Origin of the sequence: Sphingomonas sp. PP-F2F-A104-K0414, assembly GCF_004340945.1 — a bacterium.
In the GTDB taxonomy this organism is placed as follows: Bacteria; Pseudomonadota; Alphaproteobacteria; order Sphingomonadales; family Sphingomonadaceae; genus Sphingomonas.
Genome location: NZ_SLYD01000005.1, coordinates 385,064 through 401,303, shown reverse-complemented (window position 1 = coordinate 401,303; position 16,240 = coordinate 385,064). Strand labels below are relative to the sequence as shown.

Annotated in this window: 16 protein-coding genes; 5 read left to right on the top strand and 11 right to left on the bottom strand. The window is 63.9% G+C overall.

The window, feature by feature from the left end; genetic code table 11:
- Positions 1 to 617: 617 nt before the first annotated feature.
- Complete coding sequence (locus tag C8J46_RS14360; RefSeq protein WP_132740464.1) at positions 618 to 1,157, bottom strand: pseudouridine synthase; 540 nt, start codon at positions 1,155 to 1,157, stop codon at positions 618 to 620.
- A 318-nt stretch (positions 1,158 to 1,475) separates the two neighbouring features.
- Here C8J46_RS14360 and C8J46_RS14355 point away from each other — a divergent pair, with 318 nt between their 5' ends.
- Positions 1,476 to 2,465, top strand: coding sequence for a toll/interleukin-1 receptor domain-containing protein (locus C8J46_RS14355; protein ID WP_132740461.1), 990 nt, complete (start codon positions 1,476 to 1,478; stop codon positions 2,463 to 2,465).
- A gap of 62 nt (positions 2,466 to 2,527) precedes the next feature.
- On the opposite strand, the gene rpoD is transcribed toward C8J46_RS14355, so the two are convergent.
- The 4 genes from rpoD to C8J46_RS14335 are packed head-to-tail and all read right to left on the bottom strand — an operon-like array spanning position 2,528 to position 7,352.
- Positions 2,528 to 4,555, bottom strand: a complete 2,028-nt coding sequence (gene rpoD, locus C8J46_RS14350) for an RNA polymerase sigma factor RpoD (protein ID WP_120299182.1) — start codon at positions 4,553 to 4,555, stop codon at positions 2,528 to 2,530.
- Positions 4,555 to 6,417, bottom strand: coding sequence for a DNA primase (gene dnaG, locus C8J46_RS14345; RefSeq protein WP_132740458.1), 1,863 nt, complete (start codon positions 6,415 to 6,417; stop codon positions 4,555 to 4,557). The genes rpoD and dnaG overlap by 1 nt, the downstream gene beginning before the upstream one ends.
- Entirely contained in the window at positions 6,417 to 6,842 is a 426-nt protein-coding gene (locus tag C8J46_RS14340; protein WP_243643404.1) for a DUF559 domain-containing protein, read from the bottom strand. The genes dnaG and C8J46_RS14340 overlap by 1 nt, the downstream gene beginning before the upstream one ends.
- Before the next feature lie 57 nt (positions 6,843 to 6,899).
- Positions 6,900 to 7,352 (bottom strand): GatB/YqeY domain-containing protein, encoded by a 453-nt coding sequence (locus tag C8J46_RS14335; RefSeq protein ID WP_132740452.1) that lies wholly within the window; start codon positions 7,350 to 7,352, stop codon positions 6,900 to 6,902.
- A gap of 140 nt (positions 7,353 to 7,492) precedes the next feature.
- Between C8J46_RS14335 and carA the strand changes: the two genes are divergently transcribed.
- Positions 7,493 to 8,794 carry a glutamine-hydrolyzing carbamoyl-phosphate synthase small subunit gene (carA, locus tag C8J46_RS14330; RefSeq protein ID WP_132740449.1) on the top strand — a complete coding sequence of 434 codons (1,302 nt, stop codon included), beginning with the start codon at positions 7,493 to 7,495 and terminating at the stop codon, positions 8,792 to 8,794.
- A gap of 18 nt (positions 8,795 to 8,812) precedes the next feature.
- On the opposite strand, the gene C8J46_RS14325 is transcribed toward carA, so the two are convergent.
- Together C8J46_RS14325 and C8J46_RS14320 are read right to left on the bottom strand one after the other, a co-directional pair.
- Positions 8,813 to 9,244, bottom strand: a complete 432-nt coding sequence (locus C8J46_RS14325) for a type II toxin-antitoxin system VapC family toxin (RefSeq protein ID WP_132740446.1) — start codon at positions 9,242 to 9,244, stop codon at positions 8,813 to 8,815.
- Positions 9,241 to 9,486, bottom strand: coding sequence for a plasmid stabilization protein (locus C8J46_RS14320; protein ID WP_132740443.1), 246 nt, complete (start codon positions 9,484 to 9,486; stop codon positions 9,241 to 9,243). Before C8J46_RS14320 ends, C8J46_RS14325 begins: the two co-directional genes overlap by 4 nt.
- A gap of 56 nt (positions 9,487 to 9,542) precedes the next feature.
- Here C8J46_RS14320 and carB point away from each other — a divergent pair, with 56 nt between their 5' ends.
- From carB to C8J46_RS14305, 3 genes are all read left to right on the top strand, one after another.
- Positions 9,543 to 12,875 carry a carbamoyl-phosphate synthase large subunit gene (gene carB, locus C8J46_RS14315; protein ID WP_060526860.1) on the top strand — a complete coding sequence of 1,111 codons (3,333 nt, stop codon included), beginning with the start codon at positions 9,543 to 9,545 and terminating at the stop codon, positions 12,873 to 12,875.
- A gap of 75 nt (positions 12,876 to 12,950) precedes the next feature.
- Positions 12,951 to 13,427: a transcription elongation factor GreA gene (gene greA, locus C8J46_RS14310; protein WP_056052861.1), complete on the top strand. Its 477-nt coding sequence runs from the start codon at positions 12,951 to 12,953 to the stop codon at positions 13,425 to 13,427.
- 5 nt (positions 13,428 to 13,432) lie between these two features.
- Positions 13,433 to 14,083, top strand: a complete 651-nt coding sequence (locus tag C8J46_RS14305) for a rhomboid family intramembrane serine protease (RefSeq protein WP_132740440.1) — start codon at positions 13,433 to 13,435, stop codon at positions 14,081 to 14,083.
- 648 nt (positions 14,084 to 14,731) lie between these two features.
- Here C8J46_RS14305 and C8J46_RS14300 read toward each other — a convergent pair.
- The 4 genes from C8J46_RS14300 to C8J46_RS14285 all read right to left on the bottom strand — a co-directional run bounded on the left by C8J46_RS14300 (position 14,732) and on the right by C8J46_RS14285 (position 16,239).
- The gene (locus C8J46_RS14300; RefSeq protein ID WP_056051043.1) at positions 14,732 to 14,959 is read right to left on the bottom strand and encodes a DUF4170 domain-containing protein; all 228 of its coding nucleotides are present in this window, start codon (positions 14,957 to 14,959) and stop codon (positions 14,732 to 14,734) included.
- Between the two features lie 80 nt (positions 14,960 to 15,039).
- Positions 15,040 to 15,519, bottom strand: coding sequence for a hypothetical protein (locus C8J46_RS14295; RefSeq protein ID WP_132740437.1), 480 nt, complete (start codon positions 15,517 to 15,519; stop codon positions 15,040 to 15,042).
- Between the two features lie 100 nt (positions 15,520 to 15,619).
- Positions 15,620 to 15,892, bottom strand: a complete 273-nt coding sequence (locus C8J46_RS14290) for a phosphatase (protein WP_132740434.1) — start codon at positions 15,890 to 15,892, stop codon at positions 15,620 to 15,622.
- Positions 15,889 to 16,239 carry a phage holin family protein gene (locus C8J46_RS14285; protein ID WP_243643403.1) on the bottom strand — a complete coding sequence of 117 codons (351 nt, stop codon included), beginning with the start codon at positions 16,237 to 16,239 and terminating at the stop codon, positions 15,889 to 15,891. Before C8J46_RS14285 ends, C8J46_RS14290 begins: the two co-directional genes overlap by 4 nt.
- Position 16,240 lies beyond the last annotated feature (1 nt).

The window sequence follows — 16,240 nt, the reverse complement described above, 5'->3', positions numbered from 1 at the left end:
ACTTCCGCGTCCTTGTTCTCCCGCGAAGGCGGGAGCCCAGTCTGGGTCCCCGCCTTCGCGGGGAAACAGGTCTTGCTGGCGGATGAGATAGCTGCTCGTTTGAGGTGAGAGGGGCGGTGCCATGCTGAGCGCGCTTGCGTGGACATACCCCACCCCGACCCTCCCCTGAAGGGGAGGGAGTTTCATAGTGCCACCATGCAATTTCGGCGCGTCATGCAACGCACTCCCCGCGCGGGCGGGGAACGCTATCCTCGGGACTTATGATCACATTGCGCCACGGAGCGTAGCTCAAGGAATGGATCCACGCGAAGGCGCTAAGGCGCGAAGAGAAGACCGGGCAAGTGCGCTAAATAGGCTGCTTCTCTTCGCGCCTTAGCGCCTTCGCGTGAACATGCCCTTCTCCGTCATCCTGACGAAAGTCAGGACCCAGGATCACGAACACCGCGCTGCTTGGCTCTGGGTCCTGACTTTCGTCAGGATGACGGCGTGGGTGGGGAGGCGTTCCGCTTGCAATCGCCAACGCTGCCGTCTGGAGGGCGTACTTCGGGGGGCGTGCGAGCCTCAGAGGCCCGCAGACCGCCGCCAGCTCTCCTCGACCACCCGTCAGGCGTCGGGTCTCAGGCGTCGCGCCACGTGCCGGGCTCCAGGCCCGCCAGCGTCCAGTCGCCGATGCTCCACCGGACCAGCCGCAGCGTCGGGTGGTCGATCGCGGCGGTCATGCGGCGGACTTGCCGGTTACGGCCTTCGCGGATGGTTATCTTCAGCCAGCAATCGGGGATGCTCGCGCGGACCCGGATCGGCGGGACGCGCGGCCAGAGGTCGGGGGGGGCGATCCGCTCGACGTCGGCGCGGGCAGGGCCGTCCTTCAGCAGGACGCCGCCCCGCAACCGATCGAGCGCGTCCTCGCCGGCATCGCCCTCGACCTGCACGAGATAGGTCTTGGCCAGCTTGAACCGCGGGTCCGCGATCCGCGCCTGGAGGCGACCGTCGTCGGTCAGCAGCAACAGCCCTTCGCTATCGCGGTCGAGTCGCCCCGCCGGATAGACGCCCGGCACATCGACGAACTGCGACAGCGTCGCGCGCGGGGTCGGACTGTTCACGTCGGTGAACTGGCTGAGCACGTCGTACGGTTTGTTGAACAGGATCACGCGGGGCATGTTGAGGGCTTTAATGTGATTTCTGATGGGATTCGATCACGATCTGCTGTGCCGCGATGTTGCTCAGTCAGCCAAAAGGTAAAAGGAATGCTCTGCTCTTGGCTGACGAATTGACGGTTGATGCCTAGCGGCTCTGGAATGTTACCGAACCGTTGGATGCGTCAAGCTAGCCGTGATACCCACGTGGGCGCACTGTGATCGACTTAACTGGTTGATCGTAGCCACAGCAATACCACGGTATATTCGAAAATAATTCCGTATCACGCATACTTGAACCACGACGCTTAAAAAGCGTGGGCAAAAAGATAGGTGTTTTGAATGAGCGGTCCCCCATCCGTTTTTATGTCTTATTCGTGGGATACCGACGAGCACAAAGCCTGGGTGAGGGAACTTGCAGAACGCCTGGTATCTAATGGAGTTCAGGTCCACCTCGACCAGTGGAGCCTAGTTCCGGGTGATAGCCTCACCGAGTTCATGGAGCATCAAATCCAAGCATGTGATTTTGCGCTTGTGATATGCACTCCAAACTATGCATCGAAGTCGACGGCGCGGGCAGGGGGCGTTGGGTACGAGCAGCAAATTATCTCGGGTAGCTTGGCTACGGGAGTTGAACGTCGAAAGTTCATACCGATAGTCCGCGCTGGTGAGATGAGGGTGGGGCCAGATTTGGCGATCCCTCCGCATTTTCTCGGTATTCTTGCAATTGATATGCGCGGCAGCCGGGGTATCGACGGGCAATTAGAAGCGCTCTTAAGGGCTATCTTTAAGGTCCCCGCAGTTGCTGCTCCAGCGCTTGGATTGCCACCTGCATTCGCTCAGAATGCTGGTAAAACATCCAACACGGCAGTGCCAGCGAAGTCCGCTCGGCTGTCTATGATTGAATTTGACGGTTGGCATTTAGTGAGCGGAGTTGCGATGAACGAGCAACATCCCGATACCTTCTCGATCCCAAGTGTAGAAGAGCGATCAAAAGTCGTTCCAACCGATTTCGTGAAGCTTAGATTTGAGATCGCCAATGAAGATTCGGAAAACGCCGGGGGCGTCACAACCTTGAGTGAGCGGATGTGGGTCGAGGTTCGTGGAGTTTACGGTCCGTACTTGTGGGGTACGCTATCAAATCAACCGAGCTTTGATGGAGCGGAGATAGACCTTAATTTTGGTTCTCAGGTAATTTTCTTGCCAGAGCACATTCTAGATATTGTCGATGCCGAGCGGCAGAAAATCGAGGAAGCGCAGATGATCGCTCTTTCAAAAGCTAAAACGAAAGATGCAAAGGTTAGTAAGGCGCGCGCAGCGAAAAAACGATGAATCAAAAGAGGGCTGCGGTTCATCACCGCAGCCCTCCCATGTAGTCGGAAAAATCCCAAACCTTACTGGTCGAGGAAACTCCGCATCTTCCGGCTACGCGACGGATGCTTCAGCTTCCGCAGCGCCTTCGCCTCGATCTGGCGGATGCGCTCGCGGGTGACCGAGAACTGCTGGCCGACTTCCTCGAGCGTGTGGTCGGTGTTCATGCCGATGCCGAAGCGCATGCGCAACACGCGCTCCTCGCGCGGGGTAAGAGACGCGAGCACCCGCGTCACCGTCTCCTTCAAGTTCGCCTGGATCGCGGCGTCCACCGGGATGATCGCATTCTTGTCCTCGATGAAGTCGCCGAGATGCGAATCCTCCTCGTCGCCGATCGGCGTTTCGAGGCTGATCGGCTCCTTGGCGATCTTCATCACCTTGCGCACCTTCTCCAGCGGCATGGAGAGGCGCTCGGCCATCTCCTCCGGGGTCGGTTCGCGGCCCTGCTCGTGGAGGAACTGGCGGCTGGTGCGGACCAGCTTGTTGATCGTCTCGATCATGTGGACCGGGATGCGGATGGTCCGCGCCTGATCCGCGATCGAGCGGGTGATCGCCTGGCGGATCCACCACGTCGCATAGGTGCTGAACTTGTAGCCGCGGCGATACTCGAACTTGTCGACCGCCTTCATCAGGCCGATATTGCCCTCCTGGATGAGATCCAGGAACTGCAGGCCGCGGTTCGTGTATTTCTTGGCGATCGAGATCACCAGCCGCAGGTTCGCCTCGACCATCTCCTTCTTGGCGATACGCGCCTCGCGCTCGCCCTTCTGGACCATGTTGACGATCCGGCGGAACTCGGTGAGCGCCATGCCGGTCTGCTGCGTGATGTCGGCGATCTCTGCACGGATGCGCTCGACCGCTTCGCCCTCGTTGGCGACGAACGCGGTCCACTTCTTGTCGACCTTGTTGACCGTCGCCAGCCAGTTCTCGTCGATCTCGTGGCCGATATAGCGATCGAGGAAGTCCTTGCGCGGCACCTTGTGGCGCTCAGCGAGGCGCAGCATCTGGCCGCCCAGCGCGGTCAGGCGACGGTTATAGGCATAGAGCTGATCGACCAGATATTCGATCTTGGCGTTGTGGAACTGGACGCTCTCGACTTCCGCCGTGAGTTCCTCGCGCAGCTTCTGGTATTTCCGCTCGTCGGCCGCGGAGAAATCGCCGCCAATGCCCATCGCGTCGACGCGGGCTTGCTGGATCTTGCTGAACTTCTTGTAAAGCGCGGTGATGCTGGCGAACCGCTCGAGCGCGATCGGCTTGAGCTGCTCCTCCATCTGCGCGAGGCTGAGGGTGTTGTCCTCCTCCTCGTCGTCCGATGCGCGCGGGGCACGGCGTTCGCCGTCCTCGTCCTCGTCGGCGGACGGCTCTTCGGGCTCGGCCTCTTCCTTGAACGAAGGGCCGGCGTTCTTCTCGCTGATCTCGCCGTCGTCGGCTTCGCCGTCCTCGGCCATCGCTTCGGGGGCGGGGTCCTTCGACAGCATCGCGTCGAGATCCATGATCTCGCGCAGCTGCATCGTGCCCTCGTTCAGCGCGGTCGACCAGTCGATGATCGCGTTGAAGGTGATCGGCGATTCGCACAGGCCGAGGATCATCGTGTCGCGACCCGCCTCGATCCGCTTGGCGATCGCGATCTCGCCCTCGCGGCTGAGCAGCTCGACCGCGCCCATCTCGCGCAGGTACATGCGGACCGGATCGTCGGTGCGATCGATCGTCTCTTTCTTCTTTTCGATCGCGGGGCCTGTGTCGGCATCCGCGTCGGCGGCCTCCGGCTCGTCCTCGTCGTCCTTGGCGGGCTCGGTCTCGCCGTCCTCGCCGGCTTCGTCGTTCTCGACGATGTTGATGCCCATCTCGCTCAGCGCGGCGCTGATGTCCTCGATCTGGTCGGACGACATCTCGCCCTGCGGCAGCGCTTCGTTGAGCTGCTCGTAAGTGATGTAGCCGCGCTTCTTGGCGCGCGCGATGACCTTCTTGATCGACGCATCGTTCATGTCGATCAGCGGCGCATCGCCGGTTTCGTTCGTCTCGGCGGGTTCCGCCATGTTCGCCTTAGCCATCAATCGCCCTCGGTACCCAACGCTCGGGCGTCTTCGTTCGACTGTACAAGATTTGCAAGTCGGACTTCCAACGCCTGTTTCTCTCTTACCATAGCCACTTGTCGTTCGAACGCATCTTCGGTGAAGTGCGTCTGCATCGCCGCGGTCGCCTGCTTGAGTGCCGCGTCTACCTCAGGGCGGGCGACCATGATCGCGATCGCCTCGTCGAGGTCGGCACGGACGCGGGCTGGATCGGCCGTGGTCTGCGTGAACGAATAGGGCATCGTATCGGCTCTCAACAGGTCACTCGCGACTGAATTGAAACCGGACCTCGCCAATATGGTGAGCAAGCGCCCGCTATCAAGCTTCTGGTCCTCAAGTGCAACATCTACGACCGCTTCGAACAATCGCCCGAGCGCGCCGTCGATCATTTGGAGGGAGCCGAGCACCTCCATGTGGCGCGCGATCTCGACCGGGTGGCGGATCAGGCCGGCGAGCACGGCCTTCGCCAAGACGCGGTCGATGCCGGTCGCGAGGAAGGCCTTGGCGTCTTCGGTCACGGGCGCGGCGGGGGGCTTCCAGCCGCCCTTCGGGCGCTCGCCTCTGGGCACGAAGGGGGCGCGCACCGGTTTGAAATGCTCGTAGAAGCGGTTCTTGAACTCGGCGTGATATTGCTGCTTCACCGAAGGGTCGGCGATGCCCTCCGCGAGTTCGTGGAGGCGGCGCTTGAGGCCGGCGCGCTGTTCGGGGGTGTCGAGCGCCTCCGCGGCGACTTCGGACGCCCAGAGCCGGTCGACGAGCTGTTCGGGGGTTTTGAGCAACGCCTCGAACGCCCCGGGGCCGCCGGCGCGGACGAGGTCGTCTGGGTCCTGACCTTGCGGGAGCGTGACGAAGGCAAGACTGCGGCCGGGCGCGAGTAGCGGGAGCGCGCGGTGGGCGGCCCGGAGCGACGCCTTCTGGCCGGCACCGTCGCCGTCGAAGCAGAGCAACGGCACGTCGACCATCCGCCACAGCCGTTCGAGCTGCGCTTCGGTCAGCGCCGTGCCGAGCGGGGCGACCGCTTCGCCGAAGCCCGCCTGGGCGAGCGCGATGACGTCCATATAGCCCTCGACCACCAGCACGCGGCCGGACTTGCGCGAGGCGGGGGCGGCCTTGTCGAGATTGTAGAGCGTGCGGCCCTTGTCGAAGAGCGGCGTGTCCGGGGAGTTGAGGTATTTCGGCTCGCCACCGTCGAGCACGCGGCCGCCGAACGCGATCGTCCGACCGCGGGGGTCGCGGATCGGGATCATCAGGCGGCCGCGGAATCGGTCGTAGGGGTCCTTGCCCTCGACCGAGATGAGCATGCCGGACTCGACGAGCATCGGGTCGCCGTAGTCCTTCAGCGCGGTCTTGAGCTTGCCGCGGCTGTCGGGGGCGAACCCCATGCCGAACGCGCGCGCGGTCTCGGACCTGATCCCGCGGCGGTCGAGCAGGGCGCGCGCGTCGGTGCCGGGGAGGCCGTTGAGTTGCTCGGTGAACCAGTCGGCGGCGTCGGACATGACCTCGTGCAGGCCCTTGGCGCGTTCGGCCTTGGCGGCGGACTGGCGGTCCATCGCGGGCATGTCCATCCCGGCGGCCTGCGCGAGTTCCTTCACCGCGTCCATGAAGGGGAGGCCACGCTGGTCGGTCATCCACTTGATCGCGTCGCCGTGCGCGGAGCAGCCGAAGCAGTGGTAGAAGCCCTTGTCGTCGTTGACGTAGAACGAGGGCGTCTTCTCGTTGTGGAACGGGCAGCAGCCCTTATGCTCGCGCCCGGCCTTTGTGAGTTTGGTGGTCTTGCCGATGAGCGCCGAGAGCGAGGTGCGGGCGCGGAGTTCGTCGAGGAATTGTGGGGTTAGGGCCACTAGATCGCCCCATGCACGACAGAGCCCCCCCGCCCGCTTGCGGGAGGGGGCTGGGGGGTGGGCACGCGCTCGGTTCCGATCGCAGCGTTCAGAATGGTTTCCAGCACGCCGGGCATGTTCGAGGTCAGATCGTTGTTCCAGAAGCGGACGACGCGGTAGCCCGCGGCTTCGAGTTGCACCGTGCGGGCGTCGTCATGGGGTTGGCCTTCGACATGCTGGCTGCCGTCGAGCTCGACGATCAGCTTGTGCGAGCGGCATACGAAGTCGGCGAAATACCCGGCGATCGGCATCTGGCGGCTGAACTTCAGGTCCTGCAACCTGGAGCGTTTGAGTTGCCGCCATAGCATCTGCTCGGCATTCGTCGCGTCGTTGCGGAGGTCGCGCGCTCTCTCGGTTGGTCGGTCCAGACGATGGCGCGGGCCCACCCCTCGGTCCCCTCCCGCTTGCGGGAGGGGAGGAAGAAGGGGGCCGCCCTTATCCATTTACGACAGTGCCGCCTTTACCAGGCTGCTCGCCTTGCTCATGTCCAGCTCGCTGGCGTGGCGTGCCTTCAGTTCGGCCATCACGCGGCCCATGTCCTTCATGCCGGTCGCGCCGAGTTCCGTCTTGATCGCCTCGATCGCCGCCGATGTTTCCGCCTCGCTCATCTGCTGCGGCAGGAAGCGTTCGATCACCGCGACCTCCGCCGTCTCCGCATCGGCGAGCTCCTGGCGGCCGCCCTTCGAGAACATCTCGATCGACTCGCGGCGCTGCTTGACCATCTTTTGCAGAACTTCGATCACCAGCGCGTCGTCGCTCTCGGGCGCCTTGCCGGTCCGCGCCTCGATGTCGCGGTTCTTGATCGCGGCCTGGATCAACGAGATAGCGTTGCGGCTCTGCTTGTCGCCGGCCTTCATGGCGGTCAGCTGCGCAGCCTTGATGTCGTCGCGAATCATGTACTGGTCTTTCAGGCGGTTCGGGATAGCCCGACGGGATAGCGCGTCCGCCGTCCGTTTAACAGATTGACGCTGCGGCACGCCGGCCTTAGCGGACACCACTTAGCGACATCGTCAACGTAAAGAGAGTGCCCAGCCTGATGGCCGACGCCCAGCCTATAGCCATGCCTGCCGGTGCAACAGGCGTCCTCGTGCTCGCCAATGGCGACGTGATCTGGGGTCGCGGGTTCGGCGCAGAGGGCAGTGCGGTCGGCGAAGTGTGCTTCCACACCGCGATGACCGGCTATCAGGAGGTGCTGACCGACCCGTCGTTCGCCGGGCAGATGATCTGCTTCACGTTTCCACACATCGGCAACGTCGGCGCGAACCCCGACGACGTCGAGGCGGACGACCCGCACGCGCTCGGCATCATCGTCCGCGAGGATGTAACGCAGCCGTCGAGTTTTCGCGCGGTCGAGGGTCTCGACGGCTGGATGAAGCGGCATGCGCGGATCGGCCTGTCGGGGGTGGACACGCGTGCGCTGACGCGGCGGATCCGGGTGGCGGGCGCGCCTAATGGCGTGATCGCGCATTCGGCGAGTGGTGAGTTCGATGTGCCGGCGTTGCTGGCGATGGCACGCGCGTGGCCGGGGCTGGAGGGCATGGACCTCGCCAAGGACGTGTCGACCGAGATGCATTATGGCTGGGGTGAGGATGCGCCCGGCGGTGTCTGGAAGCTGGGCTTCGGCTATGGGGACAGCGCGCAAGCAGGAGAGGGCGCTTCTGCTCCCCTCCCGCTTGCGGGGGGGGGCGGGGGAGGGGCTGATCAATCAGCGCTGACCCCGCCTGAGGCCATGCCCTCCCCCAACCCCTCCCGCGATGCGGGAGGGGAGCAGAAGGCGCGCCCGCATGTCGTCGCGATCGATTATGGCAGCAAGCGCAACATCTTCCGCAACCTCGTCGAGGCCGGCGCGAAAGTCTCCGTCGTCAGCGCCACCGCCAGCTTCGAAGACGTGATGGCGCTCGCCCCCGACGGCATCTTCCTGTCCAACGGCCCCGGCGATCCCGCCGCGACCGCCGACTACGCCGTGCCGGTGATCCGCCAGCTGCTGGAGACGGGCAAGCCGCTGTTCGGCATCTGCCTCGGCCACCAGTTGCTCGGCCTCGCGGTCGGCGCGACCACGACCAAGATGTTCCAGGGCCACCGCGGCGCCAACCACCCGGTCAAGCGCCTGTCCGACGGCGCGGTTGAGATCACCAGCATGAACCACGGCTTCGCGGTCGAGCGCGACAGCCTGCCGGCGAACGTCCGCGAGACGCATGTGTCGCTGTTCGATGGGTCGAACGCGGGGCTGGAACTGACCGATCGGAACGCGTTCAGCGTGCAGTATCATCCGGAAGCTAGCCCGGGGCCGCAGGACAGCCTGTATCTGTTCGAGAAGTTCGTCGGGTCGCTGCGGTGATTGGGACTTCGTCTGGCCTTACGTGTCCGCAGGAGATTCTTCCTGCCACGGATCGATCAGCGCGAGTCCCAAGCCGTCGAAATGCTTCGTGTTCCGTGTTGCGAGCGCCATCCCGCGAGCCAGCGCGGTCGCTGCGATCTGCGTATCTGCCGTACCCGGATTGCGGCCGGCTCGTTCCTGAAGCGCCAGCACGATCGCAAAATGCCGTGCCGCATCAAGGTCGAAGGGCGCTATCCGGTCACGGTAGGTATCCAGGAGCACCGCATATCCCTGCTCGATCGTCGCTCGCTTGCGCCCAACTGGCATCAATTCGGCGCCTGCCAACAGCTCGCCGGCTACGATGGTCGATAGCCACAGTCGGTCGGCGTTGTGTTGCGCCCATTTGCGCACGGTCGGGTCTGGTGTTGACCGAAATGCCTCGCTCCAGACATTGGTGTCGACGAGGATCATTCGTCGTCGAACGTCGGCACTCGAGCCCGGCTCCGCGGCGGGATCGGCAAGTCGACCCCCGGGCGGCTAGCCTCGTACAGCATCTCGAACATGCCTTTGCGCGGTTCGGACGCGTCGGGCCTGACCAGCGCGATCAGCGCGCGGCGCGCCTCGTCTTCGAGCGACCGACCATTGCGCGCGGCCCGTTCCCGCAGATCCTGCTCTACGTCGTCGGGCAGGTTCCGGATCGTCACGCTCGCCATGCCGCGTCTCCTGTGATGGCAATGCCATCAACGTATCCCATGATTGCAGGTTAACAATGCCAAAACGCACCGACATCTCCTCGATCCTCGTCATCGGCGCAGGACCTATCGTCATCGGCCAGGCGTGCGAGTTCGATTATTCGGGCACGCAGGCGATCAAGGCGTTGAAGGAGGAGGGCTATCGCATCGTCCTCGTCAATTCGAACCCCGCCACGATCATGACCGATCCCGAGCTGGCCGACGCGACCTATGTCGAGCCGATCACGCCCGCGATCGTCGCAAAGATCATCGAGAAGGAGCGCCCGGACGCGATCCTGCCGACGATGGGCGGGCAGACCGCGCTGAATACCGCACTCGCGCTGTTCCATGACGGGACGCTGGAGAAGTTCGGCGTGACGATGATCGGGGCAGATGCCGATGCGATCGACATGGCGGAGGACCGGCTGAAGTTCCGCGATGCGATGGACCGGATCGGGCTGGAAAGCGCGCGCTCGGCGATCGCACATACTGTCGAAGAAGCCTTGGAAGGCCTTGAGAAGACGGGACTTCCGTCGATCATCCGGCCGAGCTTCACGATGGGCGGCTCGGGCGGCGGCATCGCGTATAATCGCGAGGAGTTCATCGCGATCGTCCGCAACGGGCTCGACCTGTCGCCGACCACCGAGGTTCTGATCGAGGAATCGCTGCTCGGCTGGAAAGAATACGAGATGGAGGTGGTGCGCGATCGGAACGACAACGCGATCATTATCTGCTCGATCGAGAACGTCGATCCGATGGGCGTCCACACCGGCGACTCGATCACGGTCGCGCCGGCGCTGACGCTGACCGACAAGGAATACCAGATCATGCGCAACGCATCGATCGCGGTGTTGCGTGAAATCGGTGTCGAAACAGGCGGTTCGAACGTCCAGTTCGCAGTCAATCCGAAGGACGGCCGGCTGGTCGTCATCGAGATGAACCCGCGTGTTTCGCGCTCGTCCGCGCTGGCGTCGAAGGCGACCGGCTTCCCGATCGCGAAGGTCGCGGCGAAGCTCGCGGTCGGCTACACGCTCGACGAGATCGAGAACGACATTACGGGCGCTACGCCCGCCGCGTTCGAGCCGACGATCGATTACGTCGTGACGAAGATTCCGCGGTTCGCGTTCGAGAAGTTCAAGGGCGCGTCGAACACGCTGGGCACCGCGATGAAGTCGGTCGGCGAGGTGATGGCGATCGGTCGCAACATCCACGAATCGATGCAGAAGGCGTTGCGCGGGCTCGAGACGGGCCTGTCGGGGTTCAACCAGGTCGATCATCTGGTCGGTGCGCCGCGTGCGGAAATCGAGGCGGCGCTGGCCGTCGCGACGCCGGACCGGTTGCTGGTCGCGGCGCAGGCTTTGCGCGAGGGCTTCACGGTCGCCGAGGTGCATGCGATCGCCAAGTACGATCCGTGGTTCCTGGAGCGGATCGCCGAGATCATCGCGGCCGAGGCCGAGGTGATGAAGGACGGCCTGCCGATCGACGCGCCCGGCATGCGCCGCCTGAAGAGCATGGGGTTCAGTGACAAGCGGCTTGCGTGGCTGGCGCTGCAATCGGCCAATCTGCGGGGCATGAACCGCGGGATCGCGCGCGGCTCGGGGCTGATCCATGAGGTCGTCAAGGCGATGACCGGCGGCGTGACCGAGGAGGAGGTGCGCCAGCATCGCCTGAAGCTCGGCGTTCGGCCGGTGTTCAAGCGGATCGATACGTGCGCGGCCGAATTCGATGCAAAGACGCCGTATATGTACTCGACGTACGAGGCGCCGAGCTTCGGTGAGCCAGAGAACGAGTCCGAGCCGACCGATCGCAAGAAGATCGTGATTCTCGGCGGCGGGCCGAACCGGATCGGGCAGGGGATCGAGTTCGATTATTGCTGCTGCCATGCGTGCTTTGCACTCGCGGATGCGGGCTATGAGACGATCATGGTCAACTGCAACCCGGAGACGGTGTCGACCGATTATGACACGTCGGACCGGCTGTATTTCGAGCCGCTGACCGCGGAGGACGTGCTGGAGATCCTGCATGTCGAGCAGCAGAACGGCACTTTGGTGGGCGTGATCGTGCAGTTCGGTGGGCAGACTCCGCTGAACTTGGCGCGGGCGCTTGAGGCGGCGGGCATTCCGATCCTCGGGACGACGCCGGACGCGATCGATCTGGCGGAGGACCGTGAGCGGTTCGCGGCGCTGATCACCAAGCTCGGGTTGTTGCAGCCGGCCAATGGCCTCGCGCGGAGCCGGGACGAGGCGGTCGCGGCGGCGGAGCGGATCGGGTATCCGGTGCTGATGCGGCCTTCGTACGTGCTCGGTGGCCGGGCGATGGAGATCGTCGACACGATCGGGCAGCTCGAGCATTACATCGCGACCGCGGTGCAGGTGTCGGGCGACTCGCCGGTGCTGATCGACCAGTATCTGCGCGATGCGATCGAGGTCGATGTCGACGCGATCTGCGACGGCACCGACGTGGTGGTCGCGGGCGTGTTGCAGCATATCGAGGAGGCGGGCGTCCATTCGGGGGACTCTGCGTGCTCGATCCCGCCTTACTCGCTGTCGGCGGAGATCATCGCAGAGATCGAGCGGCAGACGGTGGCGCTCGCGCATGCCTTGTCGGTCGTGGGCCTGATGAACATCCAGTTCGCGGTGAAGGACGGCTTGGTCTACCTCATCGAGGTCAACCCGCGTGCGTCGCGCACCGTGCCGTTCGTCGCCAAGGCGATCGGTGCGCCGATCGCCAAAATCGCCGCGCGCGTCATGGCGGGCGAGAAGTTGGTCAATTTGCCGAAGATCGACCGGCATATCGACTATTATGCGGTGAAGGAGGCGGTGTTCCCCTTCAACAAGTTCCCCGGCGTCGATCCGGTGCTGTCACCGGAAATGAAGTCGACTGGCGAAGTCATGGGAATCGATCCCGATTTCACGATCGCGTTTGCGAAAGCGCAGCTTGGCGCGGGGACGATCCTGCCGACCAAGGGCAATGTCTTCGTCAGCGTGAAGGACGGCGACAAGGCGATGATCGTCGAGGCGGTGAAGGCGCTGGTCGACACTGGCTTCTCGATCGTCGCTACCGGTGGGACGGCGGATCATCTTGCTCTTGCCGGCTTGCCGGTCGAGAAGGTCAACAAGGTCGCCCAAGGCCGGCCGCATATCGTCGACCGGATCAAGGACGGCGATATCGCGCTGATCTTCAACACCACCGAGGGGTGGCAGAGCCTGAAGGACTCGCAGCCGATCCGCGCTTCCGCGCTGGGACAACGCATTCCGTACTTCACGACCGCGCCGGCTTCGCTCGAGGCGGCGAAGGCGATCGCCAAGCTTTCGACGCACAGCCTTGAAGTACGGCCGCTGCAATCCTATTATTCGCAGTCGCACGACTGATCCCGACATGAGAATGATGTGTGGGCGGGGCTGGTACAGGGCCTCGCGCGGGGAAATGGATTTGGGGACGAGATGATGGCGACCGTCGAAAAGATGCCGATGCTGCAGGAAGGCTATGAGACGCTGAGCGCGGATCTGAAGCGCCTGAAAGCCGAACGTCCGACGATCGTCGACGCGATCGAAGAGGCGCGCGCGCACGGCGACCTGAGCGAGAACGCGGAATATCATGCGGCGAAGGAGCGTCAGGGCCAGGTCGAGGCATCGATCTCGGACATCGAGGACAAATTGTCCCGCGCGCAGATCATCGACCCGAAGGATTTGTCGGGCGACAAGGTCGTGTTCGGCGCGACGGTGACGTTGCTCGACGAGAACGACAAGCCGGTGAAGTACCAGATCGTCGGCCAGACCGAGGCGAATGCGAAGACTGGCCGGATTTCGTACAACTCGCCGCTCGGGCGTGGGCTGATCGGGCGCAAGCTTGACGAAGAGGTCGAGGTCACGGTGCCGGCCGGCGAGCGGTATTACGTCGTCTCCAAGATCGAGTTCATCTGAGCCTTATGCAATTCTTCGAGACGCGGGCGACGGCGATCATCACGATCGTGACGGTCATCGTCTCGGGGTTCCTGGTGCTGAGCGGATCGCTTGGCTACTGGGCGGTGAACGCCGGGTTCATCCCGTTGCGGATGACCGATCTTGGTATTCCGAGCGAGCATATGTTCGTCGTGCCGTCTTGGGCGACGCCGCTGACCGCGACGTTGATCCATGGCGGCTGGGCGCACATCGCGCTGAACCTCGTGATGCTGGTGTATTGCGGGCAGTTCGTCGAGAAGGCGCTGGGGACGGTCGGGTTGGTCGTGCTGTACGTGCTAGGCGCGTATGCGGCGGCGGCGGGGCATTGGGCGTTCGGGCCTGAGTCTACCGCACCAATGATTGGCGCCAGCGGTGCGATTTCGGCAGTCGTTGGGGCTTATGCGCTGTTGTATGGCGAGCGGCGGGCGCAGGCGATCGGGCCGGTGCCGGCTGGGGTCGTGCACGTGGCGTGGCTGGCAGCGGCGTGGATCGGGATCCAGTTGCTGATGGGGCTGGCCGGGTTCGGGGCTTCGGTTGGCGCTAGTGGGCCGATTGCGATCGGCGCGCATATCGGTGGGTTCTTAGCGGGGCTGGTTCTGGCTCGGCCGCTGTTGCTCTGGCATTACCGCGCGGCTTGAGCGCCCTATCCCTGACAAGCGATCGCCGCCCCACGCTAGTCTACACCCACACCCTCACACCCTCACACCCACACCGTTCGTCCTGAGTAGCTGCTGAGCTTGCCGAAGCGGTGTATCGAAGGATGGGTTGGCGCTCGGGACCTGTGCTTCGATACGAGCCCTCGATACGCTCCTGACGGAGCTACTCGGTCTCTACTCAGTACGAACGGGTGGGGGGAAGGGGCGGCGCGAAGGACATGCGCGCTTGTGCGCCTTCGTCGGGTGTGCCGACGTTATCTCTACCCTATCTAGGCGGAGGTAGAGCGTGAGTGGAATGCGTCAGTCAACTAGCCAGCGCGAGGGGTGACGGGAGCACTGCTCGGCGTGCCCTCACCCATCGCCGCATTCGGCGTTTCTCCCTCTCCCGTCGGGAGAGGGGAGGGGCCCGCGGTTGCTTGGCCGTGGGAAGGGTGAGGGCAAGTTGTTTTGCGCTATGCCAGTTTCGCTAGGTCATGAGCACAAGCTTACTTCGGCGAAGGCAGACGTGCCGTCGCTCAACACCGTTATCCCCGCGCGGGCGGGGATCCATAGCCTATGCCGTTGCGATCAGTTCGCGACGTTAGCCAATATGGGTTCCCGCCTCCGCGGCAATGACGGCCCAGAGGTAGTTCAGGCTACCGTCGCACCCAAGTTCGGCTCGAGCATGCGGTGCAGATGCACCACCACGAACTTCATCTCCGCATCGTCCACGGTCCGCTGCGCTGCAGCACGCCAGGCCTTCTCGGCGCTGGCGTAGTCAGGGAAGACGCCGACGAACTCGATCTTGCTCAGATCGTTGAAATCCAGGGTGCGCGGGTCGCTGACGCGGCCGCCGAATACGAGGTGGAGCTTGCTCATGCGCTGCTTGTCCTTGGGAGGGAGGTTGCAGGTGCCCTAGCGTGTTCGACCCGCGCTTTGAACCCTTAGTCGGTCTCTATTTAGACAGCTGGCTTTTGCGAAACGGCCTTCGCACCTGCGGTACCCGCGGTGGTCAGCGCCTTGACGACGCCTTCGAGCATACCCTTGGCCTGACCGCGGGCATTGTCCTTGGTAAGGCCGAGCTCGCCCAGTTCCGACTGGCCCGCAGCCTTGGCGGCGGCGGTGGCGGCAACGACGGTCTCGCTGAGACGCTTGCCGACCGGCGCGAGCAATTCCTTCTCGCGCGCCGAACGCGGGATCAGCGCGCCGGCGAGCGCGCCGACGGCGAGACCGCCGACGAGGATGCCGAGCGGGTTGGATTCGAGGTTGTTGACGACGCGCTTGGTCTTCTCGCGCGAGACTTCGAGAACCTCGGAAGCCTTGTCGCCGGCCTCGTGATAGACCTTCGATGCGGTCTCGCGGACGGTGTCGAGGCCTTCGCGCAGACGGCTTTCGGTCTCGTGGGCGGCGTCGTTTGCGGTGGTCTTTGCGTCGGTCATGGAAATGTCCTTCTGATGGCAAGCTGCTCGCCGTTCAATTCAATGGGGGTTCAACGCGAGCCGGGACTTCAAGGTTTCAATGCGGTGACCGCAGTTGCAGTCAGCGCCCGCGGCGGAAGAGTCCGACGATCCGGTGTCGCGCGAGGAACAGCCCGGCGACCGCGGCAAACCCCGCGGTCGGTCCCGGATTGCGCTTCACCGTCTCGACGCTCGCGGTCAGCGCGGCGGTGCCGGCATCGGCGACGTCGCGGCTGGCGTTAAGCGCGAGCTTCCGCGGGTTGAGCCGGTCCTGCAACTGCCCGACCGTCATCATTACGCGCTGGCGGGCGAGGGCGGCTTCGATCTCTGCGGCGGCGACTTTGGCGGATGTCATGATACGGGCTCGCTTTTGGTCTGAAGCTTCGACTTGCCGATCATCGCCAGGCTGCCGGCCAGCGCCAGCACCGCAACGACGACGATCACGGTCGACCATCCAGGCCCTACCAGCGTTGCCAGCGTCAAGATCGCACCGACCAGCAGTGCGATCAGCGCGGCCAGCGCCAGCACGCCGGCAACTGCGAAGAACATCGCCGCCGACTTGTATGCGCTGGCCGTCTCGCCGAACTTCGCCTTGTAGACAGCGACTTCCGCGGTCGCGAGACTCTTCGTCTCGGTTGCCAGCCGGCCGACGATCGACGAAAGGCTTTCGTCTTCGCCGGTCAGCATCACGGGATCGGACAAG